This window comes from Microbacterium lushaniae, from assembly GCF_008727775.1.
Lineage (GTDB): Bacteria > Actinomycetota > Actinomycetes > Actinomycetales > Microbacteriaceae > Microbacterium > Microbacterium lushaniae.
In genome coordinates this window covers 796,439-815,226 of sequence record NZ_CP044232.1, presented here as the reverse complement: position 1 = coordinate 815,226, position 18,788 = coordinate 796,439, and the positions used below count along the sequence as shown (strand labels likewise).

Sequence of the window (18,788 nt, the reverse complement as noted above, 5' to 3'; positions counted from 1 at the left end):
CGACGAACCCGGCCGCGCGGACTCAGGAAGCCGGCGGGCCGGCCGGCGGCGGGGTCCGCGGCGCAGCGGCGGAAGAAGGCGAGGACGGCGCGGCAGGCGCCGCGGGGCCAGCGGGTGCGGCGGCAGGCGCCGGCGGCACGGATGCGGCGGGGGCGGCGGCGGGCGGGGCGCCGAGCGTGGACTGCGCTTTGAGCAGCTGGTCGGCGTCGACCATGACGTCCCAGCGCTCCGCCTCGAGCTTCTGCACGGAGTTGAAGTCGCGGCGGCCGCGCGTGACCCAGTGTCCGATGAATCCGAACACCGCTCCCCAGATGGCACCGAGCACGAGGCCCCACAACAGCAGCCACAGCCATGTCTCCGGCGTAGCGAGGAGTCCGAACAGCAGGCCGATCAGCAGGCCGAACCACGCGCCGGTGGCGGCGCCGTAGCCGGCGGCGCGTCCGTTGGTCATGCGGCCGGTGACCTGCTCGACGATGCGCACGTTGTGGCCCACGATCGAGACCCGCTCGACGGGGAATCCCGCGTCGGACAGCCGGTCGACGGTGGCCTGCGCGTCGGAGTACTCGGTGAAGCTGGACAGCAGTCGCCGTTCGGGCACCGCGGTGGTGGCGTCGCTCATGACATCCCCTTCCGGGATCGCATACCTCACTGTGGCGTCAGTGTATGCCCGGCGCGGCACCTCAGCGCCAGGGACTGGCCGGATCAGTGTCGCGCGCCCGCACGAGCCTCAGGGCGAGCCCGACGGCGAGCATCAGCACACCCACCGCAACGGCCCACCAGGCGCCGGATGCATCGCCCAGCACGGCGGCGACGTCGGGGCGGATGCCGGGCAGCTGCCCGCTCCACGCGTCGGCGACGGCGCGCATCCCCGCGATCCCGATGAACGCAGACGGAACGGCGAGCCCGGCGCCGAGCCCGGCGAGCACCATGCCCCACGCCTGGCGGCGACCGAACTGCGCCACGAGCGACCAGATCGCGGCCACGAACGCCCACGCCGCCAGCGCGACCGAGGGGACGAGGTACGCCCAGCGCACGGCGGCGTCGGTCCAGAACTCCGACCAGAACGGGGCGGGACCGGCGATCGACACCGCCATGAGCGCCAGCACGCAGCGCAGCACGACGACACCGCCCACCGCCGCGATCACCGGCCACGGCGACCTCTGCCGGATGAGCAGTCGCACGACGGTCGCGAAGACGAGCCATCCGCCCAGCGCCACCACGAGGTCCACCCAGCCCAGCAGCGCCGTCTGCACCGCCCGGGTGGCCACCAGCAGCGCCCCCGGGACCAGGATCATGAGCCAGCGGTCCAGCGGCAGCATCCCGAGCGTCGACTCGCGCGCACGCCACGGTCGCGTCGAGGCCAGCCATGCGGCGCGCGCCCCGGCGGCACCGGGACGGCGCACCAGGCGCGTGCGCGCGGCGACCATGCCGATCACGACCCACGCCACGGCGAGCACGAGCAGCGCGCGCGCCACCCACACCAGGGTCGGGTCGGCGAGACCGGGGGTGGGGACCGCGTCGGGTGTCCCATTGGCGGCGAGCGAGGTGTCCACGCCGAGCGCGACGGCGACACCGCTCAGCAGCAGCAGGACGGCGACGACCACCGCCAGAACCCCGTTCCGCGTCGCCGTCGCCATCCCCTAACGCTAGTGCCCTCCGACCCCTGCTTCTGCCCGCCCGGGACGGGGGTTCGGGAGGGGTCAGTGCGAGCGTCGCATCGCCCGGATCCCGACGATCAGCCCGACCGCGGCGAGCGCCAGCGCCGACACCCATCCCCACGCCACCGGAGCGGCGCCGAGCTCGCCCGCGAACAGCGCCCGCTCCCCCTGCACGACCCAGTTGATCGGGTTGACCGCGGCCACCACGCGCATCCACGAGGGCGCCGCATCCAGGGGCAGCAGCATCCCCGAGAGGATCAGCAGGGGGAAGATGAGCGTCTGCTGCACACCCCAGAACAGCCACTCGCGATCCTTCGTCGCCAGCGCCAGGGCGTACGACAGCGACCCGAGGCCGACCCCGAAGACCGCCAGCAGCGCGAGCCCGATGACGAGCCCCGCGGGGTTGATCGAGAATCCGAACGGCCACGCGATCAGCACGATCAGCAGTGCCTGCACGAGGATCGGCACGATCTCCTTGAGCGCGCGGCCGACCAGGAGCGACGAGCGCACGAGCGGGGCGACCAGGGTGCGCTCGTGGGATCCGGTCATCATCTCGTACTGCAGGTTCGACCCGGTCGCACCGGTGCCGAAGAGCACGATCATGACGAGCACGCCGGGCACGAACCACTGCAGCGTCTCCGATGCGGGGGCGCCGGAGCTGCCGATGAGCAGCGGGGCGAAGAGCCCCAGGAACACCAGCGGCTGCACGAGGCTGAAGATGAGGGTGAACGGATCGCGCACGACGGGTTTGAGCTCGCGCGTGAGCACGTGCCACGTGTCGCGTGCGGCGTTGCCGCGCACGGCGGTCTGGTGAGCTGTGGAGGCGGTCATCGGGATGCTCCTGTCGGCTGAGCGGATGCGGCCGGCGCATCCGCGGATTCGGTCTCGGCGGCGTCTTCGCCCTCCCCTGCTTCGCGCAGGGTGCGCCCGGTGAGAGCGAGGAAGACGTCGTCGAGGGTGGGCGGAACGCCCGTGGCCCGCGTGACCGCCAGGCCCGCCGCATCCAGCGCCCGGATGGCCGCCGGCAGCAGCGTGTCGCCCTCGGGGGCGGTGAGGGTGAGGGATGCCTCACCCTCGCGCCGCACCTCGCGATCGGTCAACCGCCCCACGACGGCGAGCGCGGCCTCGGCGTCGGCCGCGGAGCCGAACCCGAGCGTCATGAGGTCGCCCGCGAGCTCGGCCTTCAGGTGCGCGGCGGTGTCGTCGGCGATGACGCGTCCGCGGTCCATGACCATGACGCGTTCGGCGTAGCGGTCGGCCTCCTCGAGGTAGTGCGTCGTGAGGAAGACCGTCGTGCCGTGCGACCTGCGCAGGTCGAGGATGTGCTGCCAGAGGTTCGCGCGGCTCTGGGGATCCAGTCCGGTCGACGGCTCGTCGAGGAACAGCAGCGGCGGGGCGTGCATGAGGCCGAGGGCGATGTCGAGCCGCCGCTTCTGCCCGCCGGAGAGCTGCTGCACCGCGCGGGTCGCGAACGGCGTCAGGTCGAGTGAGGCGATGAGCTCGTCCGCCCGCGACACGGATGCCGCCCTCGACATGCCGTAGAACGCGCCCTGGCTGAGCAGTTCGTCGCGCACGCGCTGGGAGAAGCTTCCGCTGGTGAGCTGGCCGACGTAGCCGATGCGCGCGCGCACCCCTGCCGGATCGCGCAGGATGTCGCGGCCGACCACGCGCGCCGTGCCGGCGGTGGGCGGAAGGAGGGTCGTGAGCATGCGCAGGCTCGTGGACTTCCCCGCGCCGTTGGGCCCGAGGAAGGCGACCAGTTCGCCGGCGGCGACCTGGAAGGTGAGGTCGGTGACCGCCTCGACGGTCTTCTTCTTGACGGTGAAGCGCTTGGTCAGTCCCTGCGCTTCGAGGATGGGTTCGTTCGCCATGCCGAGAGGTTAGAAACAAATGCGGACGCATCACGTCCGCAATCAGTGGCAAAGTTTGCGTCATGTCCGACACCACCAGTCGCGCGCTGTCGCTGCTCAACCTCCTCCAGACGCATCGGCACTGGCCGGGCCCGGAGCTGGCCGCGCGCCTGGGCGTGACCGAGCGCACGGTGCGGCGCGACGTCGACCGGCTGCGGGAACTGGGCTATCGCATCGAGTCCACGCCGGGGGCGGCGGGCGGGTACCGGCTCGAGGCCGGCAGCGCCGTGCCGCCGCTGTTGTTGACGGATGAGGAGGCCGTCGCGATGGCGATCGGCCTGCGGGTCGCCGCATCCCAGCGCCTGGTCGGCGGTGCCGAGACGGCGCTGACCGCGCTCGCCAAGCTCGACCAGGTGCTCCCGCCCGCCGTCCGCCGGCGGGTGGCGGCCCTCGCCGATGCGGTGCGGCCGGTGGGCGTCGGCGGAGGCGAGGCCGCGTCCACCGAAGTGCTCGGCGAGCTCGCCCTCGCGTGCCGCGACTCCGAGCGCGTGCGCTTCACGTACACGTCGGCGGCGGGCGAGACCACCCACCGCCGGGTGGAGCCGCACTCCCTCTCCCCCGCCGACCGGCACTGGTACCTGCTGTGCTGGGACCTCGATCGCGACGACTGGCGGACGTTCCGCGTCGACCGACTGTCGGGGATCGAGCACACCCGGGTGCTGTTCCCGCCGCGCGAGCTGACACCGGAAGAGGTGGATGCCTTCATCGTGGTCGCCCGCTCGTGGGTGCGTCAGCCGGTCGAGACCGACATCGTGATGGATCTTCCCCTCGACCGCATGCGAGAGCAGTTCGGGCAGTGGGGCCAGGGCGCGACCGCGGAAGGCGCCGAACGCACGCGCTGGCCGGTGGGCGGATCGGACTGGCGCGAGACGATGTACGGCATGTCGTGGGTGCCCGCCGGGGTGCCGTATACGACCGACCTTCCCGAGCCGCATCGCTCCGAGATGCGCGAGGCGGCGATCCGGATGCTGCAGGCCCTGGACAGTCCCCCGCCTCCGCGCGCCCGCTCCTGACGGGGCCGGTGAACGGTGGGTGCAACGGGGCGTCACATGGTCGACGAGACCATCACGCCTGGCTACCGTGGAGGACATCGCGGCGGTCCGGGCGGTCCCGGGCATCGGTTCATACCCGAGTGCGTTGCGGGTTCGACTCCCGCCGTCGCGTCCACGCCCTCTCAGCCCGCAGGGTGATCGGATGCGGCGAGCACGCGTTCGGCCGCCTTCACCATCGCGACATCGATGAACGTGCCGTCCTCGAGCACGAATGCGCCGGTGCCGTCGGCGGCGGCCGCTGCCACGCGGTCGACGATGCGCTGGGCGCGGGCGACCTCGTCGGCATCCGGCGTGAAGACCCGGCGGATGACCTCGATCTGACGGGGGTGGACGGCGGTGCGCCCGGCGTACCCGAGCGCGCGCCCGGCGCGGCAGCTCTGCTCGAGGCCCTCGAGGTCGGCGACGTCGGCCCACACGGCCATGAGGGGCAGCTGCAGACCGGCCGCGGCGGCGGCGTTGACGATGCGCGCCCGCGACCAGGCCAGGCCCGGCTCCCCCGCCGGCCCGGCGGGAACACCGAGCTCGGCGCGGAGGTCGGCCTCCCCCGCCGCGATCGAGGCCACCCCGGCCGTCGCGATCTCGAACGCGCGCTCGATCGACAGCGCGGATTCCAGCAGTGCGTGCACTTCACGGCCGGGCAGCGCGGAACGGATCGCGGCGACGTCGTCGGCCGACTCGGTCTTGGGGAGCCGGATGCCGAAGGATGCGGGGAGGTCCGCGACGGCGGCGAGATCCTCGTCGTGCGCGGCGGCGCCCCGCGCGTTGATCCGCACCTGCACGGCGGGGGCGTGCTCCCCGCGCTCGGTCCACGCGGCCGCGAAGTCGGTGAGCGCCTCGCGGGCCTGCGCCTTGCGCGAGAGCGTCACCGCGTCTTCGAGGTCGACGATGACCGCATCCGCCCCCGCATCCAGTGCCTTCCCGAAGCGCTCCGGACGGTCGGCGGGCGCATACAGGGCGACGAGGGTGCGGCGGGTCATGCGATCGATCCTTCCGCACGCATGCGCGCGATGTCGTCCGAGGTGTAGCCGAGCGACGCCAGCACCTCGTCGGTGTCGGCGGCGTGCGCGCGTCCGGAGAACGCGATGGACGCCTCGTCGCGCGACAGCCGGAACAGCGGCCCCTGCATGGCCATGTCGCCGAGCTCGGGATCGTGGATGCGGTGGATCGTCCCGAGCGCCTGGAACTGCGGATCGGCGACGATGTCGGACGGGTCGTAGACGGGCGCGACGGCGGCCTGCGCCTGTTCGAACGCGGCCACCACCTCGTCGCGCGTGTGCTGCGCGATCCAGCCCCCGACCGCGTCGTCGAGCTCGTCGGCATGCTCGGCCCGGCTCGCCCCGCTGGCGAACCACGGCTCGTCCGCGAGCTCGGGGCGGCCCACGAGCGCCATCACGCGTTCGGCGATGGACTGCGCGCTGGTGGACACGGCGACCCAGGAGCCGTCGGCCGTCCGGTAGGTGTTGCGCGGCGCGTTGTTCGTGGAGCGGTTGCCGGTGCGCGGCTGAACAGAGCCGAGCTGATCCCATCGCGTGATCTGCGGGCCGAGCATCGCGAGGATCGGCTCGATGATCGCCACGTCGACCACCTGCCCGCGGCCGTCGCGCCCGCGCGCGTGCAGCGCGGTCATGATCGCGTAGGCGGTCGCCAGCGACGCGATGCCGTCGGCGAGCCCGAACGGCGGGAGGGTGGGCGGACCGTCGGGCTCGCCCGTGGCGGCGGCGAACCCGCTCATCGCCTCGGCGAGCGTTCCGAAGCCCGGCCGGCTGCGGTACGGCCCGATCTGCCCGAACCCGGTCACGCGGGCCAGCACCAGACCGGGGTTCTCGGCCGACAGCTCCTCGTAGCCGAGGCCCCACCGCTCGAGCGTGCCGGGGCGGAAGTTCTCGATGACGACGTCGGCGGTACGGGCGAGGCGGAGGAACGCGTCACGGCCGTCGTCGGTGTGCAGGTCGATCGCGACGGTGCGCTTGTTGCGCCCCAGCGTCTTCCACCAGAGATTCTGACCGTCCTTGCTCGGGCCGTGCCCGCGGGCCGGGTCGGGGCGGGTCGGATGCTCCACCTTGATGACCTCGGCGCCCATGTCGCCGAGGTGCATCGCCGCCATCGGACCGGCGAACAGGGTGGATGCGTCGATGACGCGGAGCCCGTCGAGGGGGGTCATGCGCGGTCCTCCCAGCACACCCGGAACCCGATCGACGGCGACGCATCCTGTCCCAGCCCCGGCAGCAGCAGCTTCGCGGCGAACTCCGGCGCCTGCACCCCGCCGTCGAAGTACCAGTCGGACCCGTCACTGCGGTGCGCGCTGCCGCCCTTGAGCATGACGAAGCGGGTGCGTCCGTCGGAGTGCTCCGACTCGGTCCAGTTCCACACCTCGGGTTCGCGCCGCCGGAACGTCGGGTCGGATGCGGCGAGCTGCCACTCGTCCTCGGTGGGAAGTCGCCCGCCGGCCCACGCCGCGTACTCGCGGGCGCGGGCGAAGGTCATGCCGGTCGCGGGGAGCTCGGGATCGCGCGCGTCGGTGTGCTCGCCGAGCGCGACGAGGAAGCGGGCGTACTCCGCCTCGCTGACCTCGCCGGCGGCCACCCGGACCGGATGCGGCAGATCGGCGACGCGCTCGAGCGTGCGCTGGTCGTGCAGGCGCGGGGGCAGCGGCTTCCACTCGTCGACGTACGGTGCGCCCTCGTACATGCCGGTCTCACGGGCGCGGAAGCGGACCGTGAGGACGTGCGTGCCGGCGGCGACCGTCACGGTGGGGGCATCCTCGGCCTCGCCCGGTACCGGTCCCGTCCATGCGGGCGCGGGCAATCGCCGCGTCCGCCGGTGCGGGAAGGATGCGTCCGCCATCGGGGGCTCGGCGAGGAGCGCGGCGCGCACCTCGCCGACGAGCGGCGGGACCGCCGCATCCGCCGGCACGGTCGCATCCGCCGGGACCGCGGCATCCGCCGGCAGTCCCACGACGGCCGCGATGCCGCCGGCCGGGACCGTCACCGACGAGACCCCGTCGCCGGGTTCGTGCAGCGGGACGTACCGTCCGTCGCGGGGAAGCTCGTGCACGACGTCGGCGTCGGAGGTGTTCACGAGGCACAGCAGGGTCACGCCGTCGAGCTCGAAGGCCGAGCCGAAGACGGGGGCGTCGTGCACCGCGAGCGGCGTCCACTCCCCCTCGACGAGCCAGCGGTGAAAGCCCCGCTGCACCGGCAGCATTCGGCGGAGCGTCGCCGAATCGCGGTCGTTCCACCCGACCCACACGCCGAAGACGACCTCCCACACCATGACGCCCACGCCGTTCAGCCACGCCGAGCGCAGCTCCTCGGCGTGGTCGCGGTGCCAGCGGCGGATGTGGTGCTGCATGTGGCGGCGCTCGAACCAGCGGGCCCGGAGGACGCCCGGAACCTCGGAATCGGCGAACCACTGCGCCCACGACAGCGTGTGGTCGGCGATCCGCTCGGTCGCGAGTTTCGACTCCCCCTCCAGCCCGATGCCCGGGCGCGCGGCGTCGAGGGCGGCGACGAGGTCGGGGTCGGCCTTCTTGAGCGTGTCGAGGAAGACGCCGTCGGCCCCCAGCCGCCGGACGGTCGCGGCGAGCTCGGTGGCGTCGTCGCCGGCCCTCCGCGTGCCGACGTCCCACGGGTTGTAGTCCACGAACACGGCCACTCCTGCGGCGTGCAGCGCGTCGGCGGCTTCGGCAAGTCCCGGCACGGCGTAGAAGTCCCACTGGTTGCGGTCGTCGATGCCGATGACGGGATAGGCGTGCCACAGCACGATGCCGTCCAGGCCCCCGAACCGGCGCCGCGCGTCGTCGAGGAAGCGGTCGGGGGTGAAGCGCTGCGCCTGGAAGTCGAAGAAGAGCTCGTCCCACAGCCACACCTGCGCCACCGTGAAGCAGCGGCTCGCCCACGCCGATGCCGGGTCGTCGTAGCGGGTCGGCGCGCCGTGGCGGGCGCGGGCACCCTCGCGCCACGCGGTCAGCTGCGCGCGCCACGCGCCGAGGTCGACCGGATCGGCCGGGGCGATGAAGATCTTCGCGTCGTCGAGCGTGGTGGCAGCATCACCCGCGGTGACGTCGACGCCGAGCGGCACCGGCGTCGGCCGGTCGATCTCGCGCGGGACGAGGGGGTCGAATCCACCGCTCACGGCTGGCTCTCCTTCAGGAAGGCGGCGACCTCGCCGGTTGTCGGCACCGCGTCCTGCGCACCGGGGCGCGTGACGGCGAGGGCGGATGCCGCGGCCCCGGCACGCGCGGCATCCACGAGCAGGGCGACGTCGACGGTGTCGGGGCGGCGCCCGGATGCGGCGAGAGTCGCGGCCAGGACCCCGCAGAAGGTGTCGCCGGCGCCGGTGGTGTCCACGGCCGTGACGACGTGGGCGGGCACTTCGGCCCGCTCGTCGCCGCAGACGACGAGGCATCCGCGTCGGCCGAGGGTGACCACGAGTGCGCGCACGGTGGGTGCGAGTGCGGCGATGGCGGCGTCCAGGTCGTCGGCGCCGGCCACCTCGAGGGCTTCGTGCTCGTTCACCACGAGCACGTCGGTCGCGGCCAGCAGGGAGTCACGGGCTGACGCGAAGGGTGCCGAGGGCGCGGCGTTGAGCACGTGCCACGCTCCCGCGGCACGGGAGGCGGCTGCATCCTGGACGAGCGCGACGGGGATCTCGAGCTGGGTGAGCACCACCGTGGCCCCCGCGACGACGGCGCGCTGCGCGTCGGTCAGCGTCTCGCGGGCCGCGTTGGCGCCGGCGGCGACGACGATGGCGTTCTCGCCGTGGGCGTCGACGGAGATGAGCGCGGTGCCGGTCACGTCCTCGACCCGGACCAGGCCGGAGACGTCGATGCCGTCGGCGGCGAGCGCGGCGCGCAGGGTCTCGCCCTCGGCATCCGCCCCCACTGCTCCGACGAACGCGACCGCGGCCCCGCCGGCTCGACGGGCGCCGACGGCCTGATTCGCGCCCTTGCCGCCGCCGGTGCGCATGAGGGAGGAGGCCAGCAGCGTCTCGCCGGGGGCGGGGATGCGGTCGACGCGGGCGACGACGTCCTGGTTGATGCTGCCGACGACGACGACGCTCACGACGATGCCTCCCACAGCCGGCACGTGCGCTCGGCGAGCTCGCGGATGGAGCGGTGCGCGCCGCCCGGCATCGATGTGGCGATCCGGTCCTGGAGGGGTGAGGTCCACTCGGCGCCGATGCCGTCCGCGCCGACGAGGCCGCCGACGACCGAGCCGACGGTCGCGCCGACGGAATCGGTGTCCCAGCCGCCGGCGACGGCGAGCGCGACGGCGGCGCCGAAGTCGCGGCCGTGGGCCTGCAGTGCGCACGCGGCGAGCGCGGCGTTGTTGAGGGTGTGCACCCAGTGCATGCCCGCGTACTCGGCGTGCAGAGCATCGAGCGCGGCCGCCGTGCTCAAGCGGCCGTCGGCGAGTGCGCGACCGGTCTCGCGCCCCAACCGCACGGCGCGCGCGAGGCGCGACGCGGGCGGGACCACGGCGTCCGCGGCATCCAGGGCGGCGTCGGCGGTGTCTGCGACGAGGGATGCGGCGCACAGGGCGGCGGCCCACATCTCGCCGTAGAGGCCGTTGCGCGTGTGGCTCAGCCGTGCGTCGATCCACGCCGAGCGGGCAGCGGCCCGCACGTCGCCGGGGTGGGCCCACCCGTGCACGTCGGCGCGGATGAGCGCGCCGATCCACTCCCGGAACGGGTTGAGGTGGGTCGCGGTCTCGGGCACGGGGCGGGCGTCGAGGATGTTGCGGTACGCGGCCCGCTCGGCCGTGAACACGCGGCCCGCAGGGAGGGCGGCGAGCCACGCCTCGGCGACGTGGTCGGTGGTCAGCCCCGCGCCGTGCTGCTCGAGCAGGTCGAGCGCGAGGATGGGGAAGTTCAGGTCGTCATCCTCGGGCATCCCGGCGATGTTCTCGACGAGGGAGGTCGGCGCCGAGCGCCGGTTCCACGGCCAGCGCTCGGCGGTCTCGGCCGGCAGACCCCGGGCGGTGAAGTACCGGCGGATCGGCCAGTTGCCCGTCGCGCGGGCGATCTCCTCGATCCCCTCGCGCGGGATCTTCTCGACGGGCTTGCCCAGCAGGCACCCCGCCGCCCGTCCCAGCCACGCCCCGTGCACGCGCTCGAAGGCGGCACCGCCGGCGCCCGCGTCCGGCGCAGGCGGCAGCAGCGCCTCGATCTCGTCCCACTCGTCGGGTTCGTCCGCGCTCGGGCGCTGCAGATCCTGCAGGTCGTCGAGGACCGTCCGGGCCAGTGCGCGCAGCGCCGCGGGCGCCGGTGTGAGGCTCGCACCCGAGGGCGCCAGCTGCGTGGCGCCACCGGCGTCCGCCCACCGGCGCTCGATCGGCAGCAACTCGTCCTCGGGCACGCCCTGTTCCCGGAGCGCCGCGAGCTCGGCGGGGACGAGGTCCTCCGGCTGGGCCCACGTCAGTCTCACGCCACGGCCTCCGGCGCGAGCAGCGTCGACAGCGCGGCGGCACGTGCGGCCGCCCGCTCTGCGTCGGCGCGTGCGACGTCGCGGACCACGTCGACCATCGCCGTCACGACGCCGTCAAGGTCGAGGCGGCTCGCGGTGGCGACGTCGCTCACCCACTCGCCCGGGACGCCGGCTGTGCCGCGCAGGCCCCCGCAGATGGCGCCGGCCATCGTGGCGATCGAGTCGGCGTCGCGGCCGTAGTTGACCGCATCCAGCACCGCGGCCCGGAAGTCGCCGTCGTGGGCCACGACGAAGCCGAGGGCGACGGGAAGCTCCTCGATCGCCTTCGTGCGGGAGGGGAGCCGCGCATCCATCGCCGGCGAGCGGTACTGCTCCCCCACGGTGTCGAACGGTGCGACGGCCTGGCGGATGATGCGGCCGAGCTCGCGCGGGTCGTCGGATCCACCGGCGGCGAGGAAGGCGTCGACGGCGTCGAACACGGCGCGGATGGCGGCGGCGGTGCCGTCGTGGGCCACCTCCAGCACCGCGCGGCGCACGTCGGCGACGGTGGCGCCGGGGGCGGCGGATGCGGCGACCGCTGCGGCGAACACGCCGGCCGCCTCCCGGCCGTACGACCACTGGTGGGCGCCGGCGATGTCGATCGCTTCGGCGTACGCGCCACGCGGGTCGCCGATGTGGACGAGTCCGACGGGGGCCATGTACATGGTCGCGCCGCAGTTCACGACGTTGCCGACGCCCGCTTCGCGCGGGTCGGCGTGGCCGTAGTGCAGCTTCATGACGAGCCACTTCTCGGCCAGGAACACGCGCTGCAGGATGAGCGCCTCGTCCTCCAGCTCGGGGATCCAGCGGCGTTCGCCGATCATGAGGGGAACCAGGTCGCTCGCGACGTCGTACGCGTCGAGGTGGCGCCGCTGCTTGGCGTACACCTCGATCAGCGCGTGGGTCATGAGGGTGTCATCCGTCACGTGCCCATCGCCCTTGTGGTACGGCGCGATGGGCCGCGCCGTGCGCCAGTCGGGCAGGAACGGACCGACGATCCCCTCGACCCGTCCGCCGTGCCGCTCCTCGATCTGTTCGGGCGTCCAGCCCTCGGTCGCTCCGCCGAGCGCATCGCCCACGGCGGCCCCCGCCAGTACTGCCGCCACCCGATCGTGCAACACGTCCATGCATTCCCTCATTTCGTTCAAGCGTCGGTGTCGCGGGGGCGGATCGAGCGACCCGCCCCCGCGCGTCATCAACCGGCGACGTCGGCCCAGCCGTCGGTGAGCTGCGTCGCGAGCTGGTCCCGATCGATCTGGTTCGCCAGGTACTGCTGGAAGGCCGGCGTGGCGATGGTGTCCTTCCATTCGGTGTACTTCGACACCTTCAGGAAGGGCGGGCCCACCAGGCCCTCACCGGAGGCGAGCACCTGCTGCCAGGCGGCATCGTCACCGGCGAGCTCCTCGACCTCGGCGCGCGCGGCCTCCGACGACGGGATCAGGGCGTCGGCGTAGGCGATCTTCGCGAGGTTCTCACCGCCCATGAAGAAGTTGAGGAACTCCGCCGACTCCTCCACGTACTCCGAGTCGACGTTCACCGAGTAGGTCTGCGGGTTCGCGGCCTGGAAAGCACCGGCGGTGCCCTCCAGCGGCGGCAGGGCCACCCAGTTGAAGCCCTCAGGGGCGTCGTTGGCGATGTTCGTCGCCTGGAAGGAGCCCTGCACTGTCATCGCGACCTTTCCGCCGTAGAACGACGGCAGCACGTCCGATCCCGACTGCGTGAGCGAGGTCGGCTCGATCGACTTGTCGGTGTAGGCCATCTCGTGGATGCGCTCGGCCGCGGCCAGTTCGTCATCGCCCACCTCGATGGTGACGTCTTCGCCCTCGCCCTCGAAGAACCCGCCGTCGTTGCCGAGCGAGAGGCTCATCATGGTTGCGGTGGGAGAACCGAGGCCCCAGCCCAGGCCGAACTGGTCACCGGTGGTGGTGGCCTTGGCGATCTCCTGCAGCTCCTCCCATGTCATCGTCTCGCCCGTGGGGATCTCCACGCCCGCCGCGTCGAGCAGGTCGGCGTTGGCGAACGCCATGTACGACTGCAGCGTCGAGGGGTACGCGACGATCTGGTCGTCGTGGGTCACCGACTCCCAGATGCCCTCGGAGATGTCGGACTTCAGCTCGGGATCGATGAGGTCGGTCAGATCCGCGAGGTACCCGTCGGCCGCGAACGAGACGATCGAGCTGGCCTCGAAGTGGATGATGTCCGGCGCCGTGCCGCCGGTGAACTGGGTGATGAGCTTGTCGTACGTGCCATCCCACCCGGCCTGGACGATCTTGACCTGAACGTCGTCGTTCTCGGCGTTCCAGGCGTCGACGATCTCCTCGATCGCCGCCTGCGTCGTCGGCTGGTCCGACAGCGACTGGAACTGCAGGGTGACGGCGTCGCCGTCTCCCCCGCCGTCGCTGTTGGCGCTGCCCTGCTGGCAGCCGGCCAGTGCGATGGCTGCGACGCCCGCGAATGCGACGGCGCCGATGCCCCGGATTCTTCTCATGATGATCGCCTTTCTCTTTCTCTTGGTTCGTCGTCTCGGGAGGGTCAGCCCTTGACGGCACCGGCGAGCATGCCGCCGGTGAGTTTCTTCTGCAGGATCCCGAAGATGATGAGCGACGGGATGGTCGCGAGGATCGCGCCGGCCGCGAGGGGCCCGAGCTGCGTCTGCCCCTCGGCACCGAGGAACGAGCGCAGCGCGATCGGCAGCGTGTACAGCTCGGGGCTCTGGATGAGCACGAGCGCGAGGAAGAACTCGTTCCACGCCGACACGAACGTGAACATCGCGGTGGCCACCAGGCCCGGGGCCAGCAGCGGGAGCACGACGGTGCGGAGGATCGTGAACCGCCCCGCGCCATCCATCTCGGCGGCTTCCTCCAGCTCCGGCGGGATCGCGGCGACGTAGCCCTGCAGCATCCACAGCGTGAACGGCAGCGTGAAGGTGACGTACACGAGGATGAGGCCGAACAGGGTGTCGTTCAGCTGCAGGCTCCGCAGCACCAGGAACAGCGGGATGATGATGAGGATCGTCGGGAACACCTGGCTGACGAGGATCCACACCGTGCCGGCCGCGCGCAGCTTCCCCTTCAGCCGCGCGAGGGCGTAGGCCATCGGCATCGACAGCACCACCGAGATGATCATCGTCACGACCGCGACGAAGATCGAGTTGCCGGCGGCGGTGAGCAGGTTCTGTCGCTCGAGCGCCGAGGCGTAGTTGCTGAAGTCCCACTGCTGCGGGATGAGGTTCACCGCGAGGGAGTTCAGCTCCTGCGTCGACTTGAACGACGCCGACAGCAGCCACAGCAGCGGGAAGCCGAGGAAGATCAGGTACCCCGCCAGCGCGAGGTACATCAGGATCGTGGCGTGCAGGGGCCGTTTCGTGGTCATTTGCTGACCGCCTTGTTCTGCCGGAACTGATTGATCAGGTAGAGCGAGAGGATCACCAGGATCGCCACGACCAGGACGTTGCCCATCGCCGAGGCGTACCCGATCTCGCGGTTGCGGAACGCCTCGAGGTAGGTGAACAGCGGCGGGATCATCGTGCGGCCACCGGGGCCGCCCTCGGTGAGCACATAGATGAGGCCGAAGGAGTTGAACTGCCAGATGAAGTCGAGCGCCGTGACCGCGATGATCACGGGCCGCAGGGCCGGCAGGGTCACGTGCCAGAAGCGGCGCACGGCACCGGCGCCGTCCACGGCTGCGGCCTCGTGCTGCTCGGGCGCGATGGACTGCATCCCGGCCAGGAGCAGCACGGTGGTCTGCGGGATGCCGGCCCACACGCCCACGACGATGACCGCGGGCAGTGCGGTCGAGAAGTCGCCGAGCCAGTTGACCCCGGGGATGCCGAACCAGCTGAGCGTGCCGTTGAGGGGCCCGGAGTTGGGGTTGTAAATCATGCGCCAGACGATCGCGATGACCACCGGCGGCATGGCCCACGGGATGAGGGCGAGCACCCGGGTGAGGCCCTTCAGCCGCAGGTCGCTGTTGAGCAGCAGGGCCAGCCCCATGGCGCTGACCAGGGTGAGGAGCGCGACGGACCCTGCCCACACGATGCCGATGCCGAACGACTCCCAGAAGCGCCGGTTGCCCGCCAGGTCGATGAAGTTGCCCAGGCCGATGAAGTTGATCTCGGCGTTGCGCGCGAGCGTCGCATCCGTGAATCCGAGGGCGACACCACTGACGAGCGGGATCACCGAGAAGATGATGATCGGCAGGAGCGCCGGCCCGACCAGGGCGATGGCCTCTCTGCGCTGGGCGCGGGCGCGTGGTCCGATCTGGCGGACGCGCGGCGGCGAGGACTTCTTCGTCTTCTCTAGCGTGGTCATCCGTGGGCCTTCTCTTCATCGATGAGCTCAGGTCGGCGTAGGGCGGAGGGTGCGGACGCCGAGGACGAACCGCGCACGACCAGCGACGGGGGAACGGTGACCGTGTGCGCCGGCCGACCCGGTTCGGCGATGCGCGCGAGCAGCATCTCGGCGGCGGCGCGCCCGCGCTCCTTCGCCCCCAGGTCGACGCTCGTGAGACCCGGGCGCACGACCTCGGCCAGTTCGGTGTCGTCCACCCCGGTCACGGCGAGGTCGGCCGGGACGCTCAGGCCGAGGTCTTCGGCTGCCCGGAGGACGCCGACGCCGATGAGGTCGTTCGCAGCGACCACCGCCGACGGGCGGTCGGAGCGGTCCAGGAGCGGAAACGCCGCGTCGTATCCGGCGGCGATGGTGAAGTCGGATGCGTCGATGTGCTGGGTGCGCAGGTCGCGGTGGTTCGCCGCCGCCGCGATGAAACCCTCCCGGCGCATCCCACCGGGCGTCGTGTCGGCCGGGCCGTTGACGAACGCGATGTCGCGCCGGCCTGCCGCGACGAGGTGGTCGACGACCAGGCGCATCGCCGTGAGGGAGTCGGCACGCACGGTGTCGAATTCGGCGGAGTCGGGAAGGCGCCCGAGCACCACGAGCGGGATGGGAGCCGCCGCGAGTGCCGCGAGCAGCTCGTCGGTCACGCGCAGGGGCGAGAGGATCAGGCCGTCGACGTAGCCGCGGCCGAGGTCGCGCACGACGTCGACCGACGACGACGCGGTGCCGGTCGACGACAGCAGCAGGCGGTAGCCGGATGCCGACACGACCCGTTCGATCGCGGCCATCATCTCGACGTACACGGGGTTGCCGATGTCGGCGACGGCGTAGCCCAGCTGCAGCGTGCGTCCGCGCTTGAGCGACTGCGCGGTCGCGTCGGCGACGTAGCCCAGCTCGCGCGCCGCATCCCGCACCTTGGCGACCGTCTCGGCGCTCGCGATCAATCCGTTCAGGGCGCGCGACGCGCTCGCGACCGAGACGCCCGCGCGGGCGGCGACCTGCGTGATCGTGACGCGAGCCATGGCTCTCCTTCGAGCGGTGTAAACGATTCCACCTGGGTTGTGTAAACGTTCTCACCCGTCGGGGAGCTTGTCAAGCGTCCGGGCGGCTGCTCAGTCGAGGAGCGGGCGCAGCGCGTCGACGAACGGCTGCAGCCGCGTCGCCAGATGGGTGTCGAGCGCCTCGGTCGCTTGCGGCAGGTGCGCCCAGTCGGCGGTGCCGCGCTCGCCGACGGCCATCAGGGCGTGAACGACGTCGCCGACCCGCTCCGGGTCGGCATCCGGCGCGCGCCGCCGCACCTGCTCGACCACCACCTCGCTCAGCTCGTCGGCGCGCAGGGCCGCCGCCGCGCGCAATCCGTCGTCGGAATAGACGATCCGTCGGCGTTCGACGAAGGAGGCATGATCGGCGGGACCGTAGTGCGCCACCGCGAGCAGGGCCGCGACGATCGCATCCATCACCGGCAGGTCGCGGGATGCGTCCAGAGTCCGCCGCATCCGCTCGGCACCGGCGTCGAACTCCTCCCACATGAGGTCGCGCTTGGCGGGGAAGTAGGCGAACAGCGTGGTGCGGCTCACGCCGCTGGCGCGGGCGATCTCGGCCAGTGAGGTGCGCGCGTACCCCTTCTCGGCGAACAGTGCGAAGGCGACGGCGCGGATGTCGTCGTGCGTCGTCTGGCGCGGGCGCCCTGGGCTCTTCGCACTCATGCGTTCATCATTACGCACGGCCCTGTCCTCACGTTTCCGAACAGTGCTCGGATATTATTCAGGTGGCCGCGCAGCTCCTGCCGACCACCACCGAAGGTTGAGGAGGCCCTCATGAAATCCGTTCACGTCACTGGTGTGAATCAGATCGACTGGGTCGAGGTCGATGAGCCCGAGGTCGGCCCGCGGGATGTCCTGCTGCGTATGCGCGCGTGCGGCATCTGCGGCTCCGACGCGATGTACGCGAGCTACGGCGGAATCCCGCCTCGCCAGGGCGCCACTCCCCTGGGCCACGAGCCCGCGGCCGAGATCGTCGAGGTCGGCGCCGAGGTCGAGGGCTTCTCCGTCGGCGACCACGTCGTCATCGACACGATGCGCTTCACCGACGGTCTGCTCGGCTCCGGTGGCGCGCAGGGCGGGTTCACCCCCTTCGTCGTCGTGCGCGACGCCGCCCCGGGCGTACAGCTCAAGGTGATCCCCGATCACGTGCCGTGGGATGTCGCCGCGCTGAACGAGCCCATGGCCGTCGCTCTTCACGCCGTCAACCGCACCGGCGTGAAGGAGGGCGACAAGGTCGTCATCTTCGGCGCCGGCCCCATCGGGCTGGGCGCGCTGCTCGGCTACCGCCGCAAGGGTGCGAGCCACATCGTCGTCGTCGACGTCATCCCTTCGCGCCTCGAGAAGGCCCTGGAGATCGGCGCGGATGCGGTCATCGACTCCTCCAAGGAAGACGTGGGCGCGCGCCTGGTCGAACTGCAGGGCGACGGCGCGACCCCGTGGGTGCGGGGTGTCCGTCCCGCCACCGACATCTACCTGGATGCGGCGGGTGTCGCGGTCGTGCCCCAGACCGTCACGAGCATCGCCAAGCACGGCGCCACGCTCGGCATCGTCGCGGTGCACAAGAAGCCGGTCGAACTCGACTTCGGGGGCATCCTCCAGAGCGAGATGAACATCGTGTGGGCGATGGGCTACCCCACCGAGATCTTCGAGGTGACCGACGACATCGTCGAGAACTGGGAGAAGTACGCCAAGATCATCAGCCACCGCTTCCCGTTCGACCAGACGCTGGAGGCGCTGAATCTCGCCGCGACGCCGGGGGCTGCGGACAAGGTGACCGTCGTCTTCGACTGACATCAACGAGTGCACCCCCGGATCGCGCCCCCGCCCGCCGCACTCACGGCGGGCGGGGCCTGTCGCGATTCGGGCCGCGTTCGTACGCTCATCGAGTGAATGAGTCCCACCGGGTCGACGTCGTTCAGCGGTTCATGCGGGCGTTTCAGTAGCAGGATCGCGCGACGGCGGATCTGCTGATGGCCGACGACTTCGGGTTCACCAGCCCTCAGGACGATCACCTCGACAAGGCCGCCTGGTTCGAGAAGTGCTTCCCGAGCGCGGGCCACTTCGACGCGCCGCCGGAGACGTTGGAGATCCTGGAGATCGACGGGATTGTGCTGCACCGGTATGAGTACGGCGCCAGCGGCAAGCGGTGGCGGAACGTCGAGGCGCTTCGGGTCAGGAACGGCAGGGTGACGGAGGTCGAGGTCTACTTCGGCGGCGCTGTCGACGCGTGAACCGGTGCTCGACCGCAGCGGATCAACCCGGCGGATGACGCTGGAGGCGCTTGCACCCGCCGCGACGCCCGGCTGTGCGGGCAACCTGACGTTC

At 71.9% G+C, this 18,788-nt stretch carries 18 protein-coding genes and 1 tRNA gene; 4 read left to right on the top strand and 15 right to left on the bottom strand.

The features are described from left to right. Nucleotides 1-22: 22 nt before the first annotated feature. The 4 genes from F6J85_RS03775 to F6J85_RS03760 form a co-directional block, all read right to left on the bottom strand. Nucleotides 23-619, bottom strand: coding sequence for a general stress protein (locus F6J85_RS03775; RefSeq protein WP_238707051.1), 597 nt, complete (start codon nt 617-619; stop codon nt 23-25). Between the two features lie 61 nt (nt 620-680). Next, a complete protein-coding gene (locus tag F6J85_RS03770; RefSeq protein ID WP_150923890.1) occupies nt 681-1,637 on the bottom strand; it encodes a hypothetical protein in 957 nt (318 codons plus the stop codon). A 63-nt stretch (nt 1,638-1,700) separates the two neighbouring features. Continuing rightward, the gene (locus tag F6J85_RS03765; RefSeq protein WP_150923889.1) at nt 1,701-2,489 is read right to left on the bottom strand and encodes an ABC transporter permease; all 789 of its coding nucleotides are present in this window, start codon (nt 2,487-2,489) and stop codon (nt 1,701-1,703) included. Continuing rightward, the gene (locus F6J85_RS03760; protein WP_150923888.1) at nt 2,486-3,529 is read right to left on the bottom strand and encodes an ABC transporter ATP-binding protein; all 1,044 of its coding nucleotides are present in this window, start codon (nt 3,527-3,529) and stop codon (nt 2,486-2,488) included. The genes F6J85_RS03765 and F6J85_RS03760 overlap by 4 nt, the downstream gene beginning before the upstream one ends. 62 nt (nt 3,530-3,591) lie before the next feature. Between F6J85_RS03760 and F6J85_RS03755 the strand changes: the two genes are divergently transcribed. Both F6J85_RS03755 and F6J85_RS03750 read left to right on the top strand, forming a co-directional pair. Next, nucleotides 3,592-4,581 carry a helix-turn-helix transcriptional regulator gene (locus F6J85_RS03755; protein WP_150923887.1) on the top strand — a complete coding sequence of 330 codons (990 nt, stop codon included), beginning with the start codon at nt 3,592-3,594 and terminating at the stop codon, nt 4,579-4,581. 78 nt (nt 4,582-4,659) lie between these two features. Then, nucleotides 4,660-4,735 (top strand) — tRNA-Met (locus tag F6J85_RS03750). Nucleotides 4,736-4,742: 7 nt separating this feature from the next. On the opposite strand, the gene F6J85_RS03745 is transcribed toward F6J85_RS03750, so the two are convergent. The 11 genes from F6J85_RS03745 to F6J85_RS03695 form a co-directional block, all read right to left on the bottom strand. Next, the gene (locus tag F6J85_RS03745) at nt 4,743-5,597 is read right to left on the bottom strand and encodes an HpcH/HpaI aldolase/citrate lyase family protein (protein WP_150923886.1); all 855 of its coding nucleotides are present in this window, start codon (nt 5,595-5,597) and stop codon (nt 4,743-4,745) included. After that, on the bottom strand, nt 5,594-6,781 hold the full coding sequence (locus F6J85_RS03740) for a CaiB/BaiF CoA transferase family protein (RefSeq protein WP_150923885.1): 1,188 nt from the start codon (nt 6,779-6,781) through the stop codon (nt 5,594-5,596). Before F6J85_RS03740 ends, F6J85_RS03745 begins: the two co-directional genes overlap by 4 nt. Next, nucleotides 6,778-8,754, bottom strand: a complete 1,977-nt coding sequence (locus F6J85_RS03735; protein WP_150923884.1) for an SUMF1/EgtB/PvdO family nonheme iron enzyme — start codon at nt 8,752-8,754, stop codon at nt 6,778-6,780. Before F6J85_RS03735 ends, F6J85_RS03740 begins: the two co-directional genes overlap by 4 nt. Beyond that, nucleotides 8,751-9,683 (bottom strand): PfkB family carbohydrate kinase, encoded by a 933-nt coding sequence (locus tag F6J85_RS03730; RefSeq protein ID WP_238707050.1) that lies wholly within the window; start codon nt 9,681-9,683, stop codon nt 8,751-8,753. Before F6J85_RS03730 ends, F6J85_RS03735 begins: the two co-directional genes overlap by 4 nt. Next, a complete protein-coding gene (locus F6J85_RS03725) occupies nt 9,680-11,047 on the bottom strand; it encodes an ADP-ribosylglycohydrolase family protein (protein WP_150923883.1) in 1,368 nt (455 codons plus the stop codon). Before F6J85_RS03725 ends, F6J85_RS03730 begins: the two co-directional genes overlap by 4 nt. Continuing rightward, the gene (locus F6J85_RS03720) at nt 11,044-12,213 is read right to left on the bottom strand and encodes an ADP-ribosylglycohydrolase family protein (protein ID WP_150923882.1); all 1,170 of its coding nucleotides are present in this window, start codon (nt 12,211-12,213) and stop codon (nt 11,044-11,046) included. The genes F6J85_RS03725 and F6J85_RS03720 overlap by 4 nt, the downstream gene beginning before the upstream one ends. A gap of 68 nt (nt 12,214-12,281) precedes the next feature. Then, entirely contained in the window at nt 12,282-13,574 is a 1,293-nt protein-coding gene (locus F6J85_RS03715; protein ID WP_150923881.1) for an ABC transporter substrate-binding protein, read from the bottom strand. A gap of 44 nt (nt 13,575-13,618) precedes the next feature. Next, nucleotides 13,619-14,458, bottom strand: a complete 840-nt coding sequence (locus F6J85_RS03710) for a carbohydrate ABC transporter permease (RefSeq protein ID WP_150923880.1) — start codon at nt 14,456-14,458, stop codon at nt 13,619-13,621. Beyond that, the gene (locus F6J85_RS03705; protein WP_150923879.1) at nt 14,455-15,396 is read right to left on the bottom strand and encodes a carbohydrate ABC transporter permease; all 942 of its coding nucleotides are present in this window, start codon (nt 15,394-15,396) and stop codon (nt 14,455-14,457) included. The genes F6J85_RS03710 and F6J85_RS03705 overlap by 4 nt, the downstream gene beginning before the upstream one ends. Continuing rightward, complete coding sequence (locus tag F6J85_RS03700; RefSeq protein ID WP_150919778.1) at nt 15,393-16,442, bottom strand: LacI family DNA-binding transcriptional regulator; 1,050 nt, start codon at nt 16,440-16,442, stop codon at nt 15,393-15,395. Before F6J85_RS03700 ends, F6J85_RS03705 begins: the two co-directional genes overlap by 4 nt. A gap of 90 nt (nt 16,443-16,532) precedes the next feature. Next, nucleotides 16,533-17,126 carry a TetR/AcrR family transcriptional regulator gene (locus tag F6J85_RS03695; RefSeq protein ID WP_150923878.1) on the bottom strand — a complete coding sequence of 198 codons (594 nt, stop codon included), beginning with the start codon at nt 17,124-17,126 and terminating at the stop codon, nt 16,533-16,535. A gap of 111 nt (nt 17,127-17,237) precedes the next feature. Here F6J85_RS03695 and F6J85_RS03690 point away from each other — a divergent pair, with 111 nt between their 5' ends. Both F6J85_RS03690 and F6J85_RS03685 read left to right on the top strand, forming a co-directional pair. After that, nucleotides 17,238-18,254 (top strand): zinc-dependent alcohol dehydrogenase, encoded by a 1,017-nt coding sequence (locus F6J85_RS03690; RefSeq protein ID WP_150923877.1) that lies wholly within the window; start codon nt 17,238-17,240, stop codon nt 18,252-18,254. Between the two features lie 179 nt (nt 18,255-18,433). Then, on the top strand, nt 18,434-18,694 hold the full coding sequence (locus F6J85_RS03685) for a hypothetical protein (protein WP_202980872.1): 261 nt from the start codon (nt 18,434-18,436) through the stop codon (nt 18,692-18,694). Nucleotides 18,695-18,788 lie beyond the last annotated feature (94 nt).

Excerpts from the sequence above, each read along its gene's own strand:
- F6J85_RS03720 (WP_150923882.1), bottom strand. The coding sequence starts at position 12,213 with ATGGACGTGTTGCACGATCGGGTGGCGGCAGTACTGGCGGGGGCCGCC.
- F6J85_RS03770 (WP_150923890.1), bottom strand. The coding sequence starts at position 1,637 with ATGGCGACGGCGACGCGGAACGGGGTTCTGGCGGTGGTCGTCGCCGTC.
- F6J85_RS03755 (WP_150923887.1), top strand. The coding sequence starts at position 3,592 with ATGTCCGACACCACCAGTCGCGCGCTGTCGCTGCTCAACCTCCTCCAG.
- F6J85_RS03695 (WP_150923878.1), bottom strand. The coding sequence starts at position 17,126 with ATGAGTGCGAAGAGCCCAGGGCGCCCGCGCCAGACGACGCACGACGAC.
- F6J85_RS03710 (WP_150923880.1), bottom strand. The coding sequence starts at position 14,458 with ATGACCACGAAACGGCCCCTGCACGCCACGATCCTGATGTACCTCGCG.
- F6J85_RS03705 (WP_150923879.1), bottom strand. The coding sequence starts at position 15,396 with ATGACCACGCTAGAGAAGACGAAGAAGTCCTCGCCGCCGCGCGTCCGC.
- F6J85_RS03700 (WP_150919778.1), bottom strand. The coding sequence starts at position 16,442 with ATGGCTCGCGTCACGATCACGCAGGTCGCCGCCCGCGCGGGCGTCTCG.
- F6J85_RS03690 (WP_150923877.1), top strand. The coding sequence starts at position 17,238 with ATGAAATCCGTTCACGTCACTGGTGTGAATCAGATCGACTGGGTCGAG.
- F6J85_RS03740 (WP_150923885.1), bottom strand. The coding sequence starts at position 6,781 with ATGACCCCCCTCGACGGGCTCCGCGTCATCGACGCATCCACCCTGTTC.
- F6J85_RS03685 (WP_202980872.1), top strand. The coding sequence starts at position 18,434 with ATGGCCGACGACTTCGGGTTCACCAGCCCTCAGGACGATCACCTCGAC.
- F6J85_RS03715 (WP_150923881.1), bottom strand. The coding sequence starts at position 13,574 with ATGAGAAGAATCCGGGGCATCGGCGCCGTCGCATTCGCGGGCGTCGCA.
- F6J85_RS03760 (WP_150923888.1), bottom strand. The coding sequence starts at position 3,529 with ATGGCGAACGAACCCATCCTCGAAGCGCAGGGACTGACCAAGCGCTTC.
- F6J85_RS03765 (WP_150923889.1), bottom strand. The coding sequence starts at position 2,489 with ATGACCGCCTCCACAGCTCACCAGACCGCCGTGCGCGGCAACGCCGCA.
- F6J85_RS03775 (WP_238707051.1), bottom strand. The coding sequence starts at position 619 with ATGAGCGACGCCACCACCGCGGTGCCCGAACGGCGACTGCTGTCCAGC.
- F6J85_RS03745 (WP_150923886.1), bottom strand. The coding sequence starts at position 5,597 with ATGACCCGCCGCACCCTCGTCGCCCTGTATGCGCCCGCCGACCGTCCG.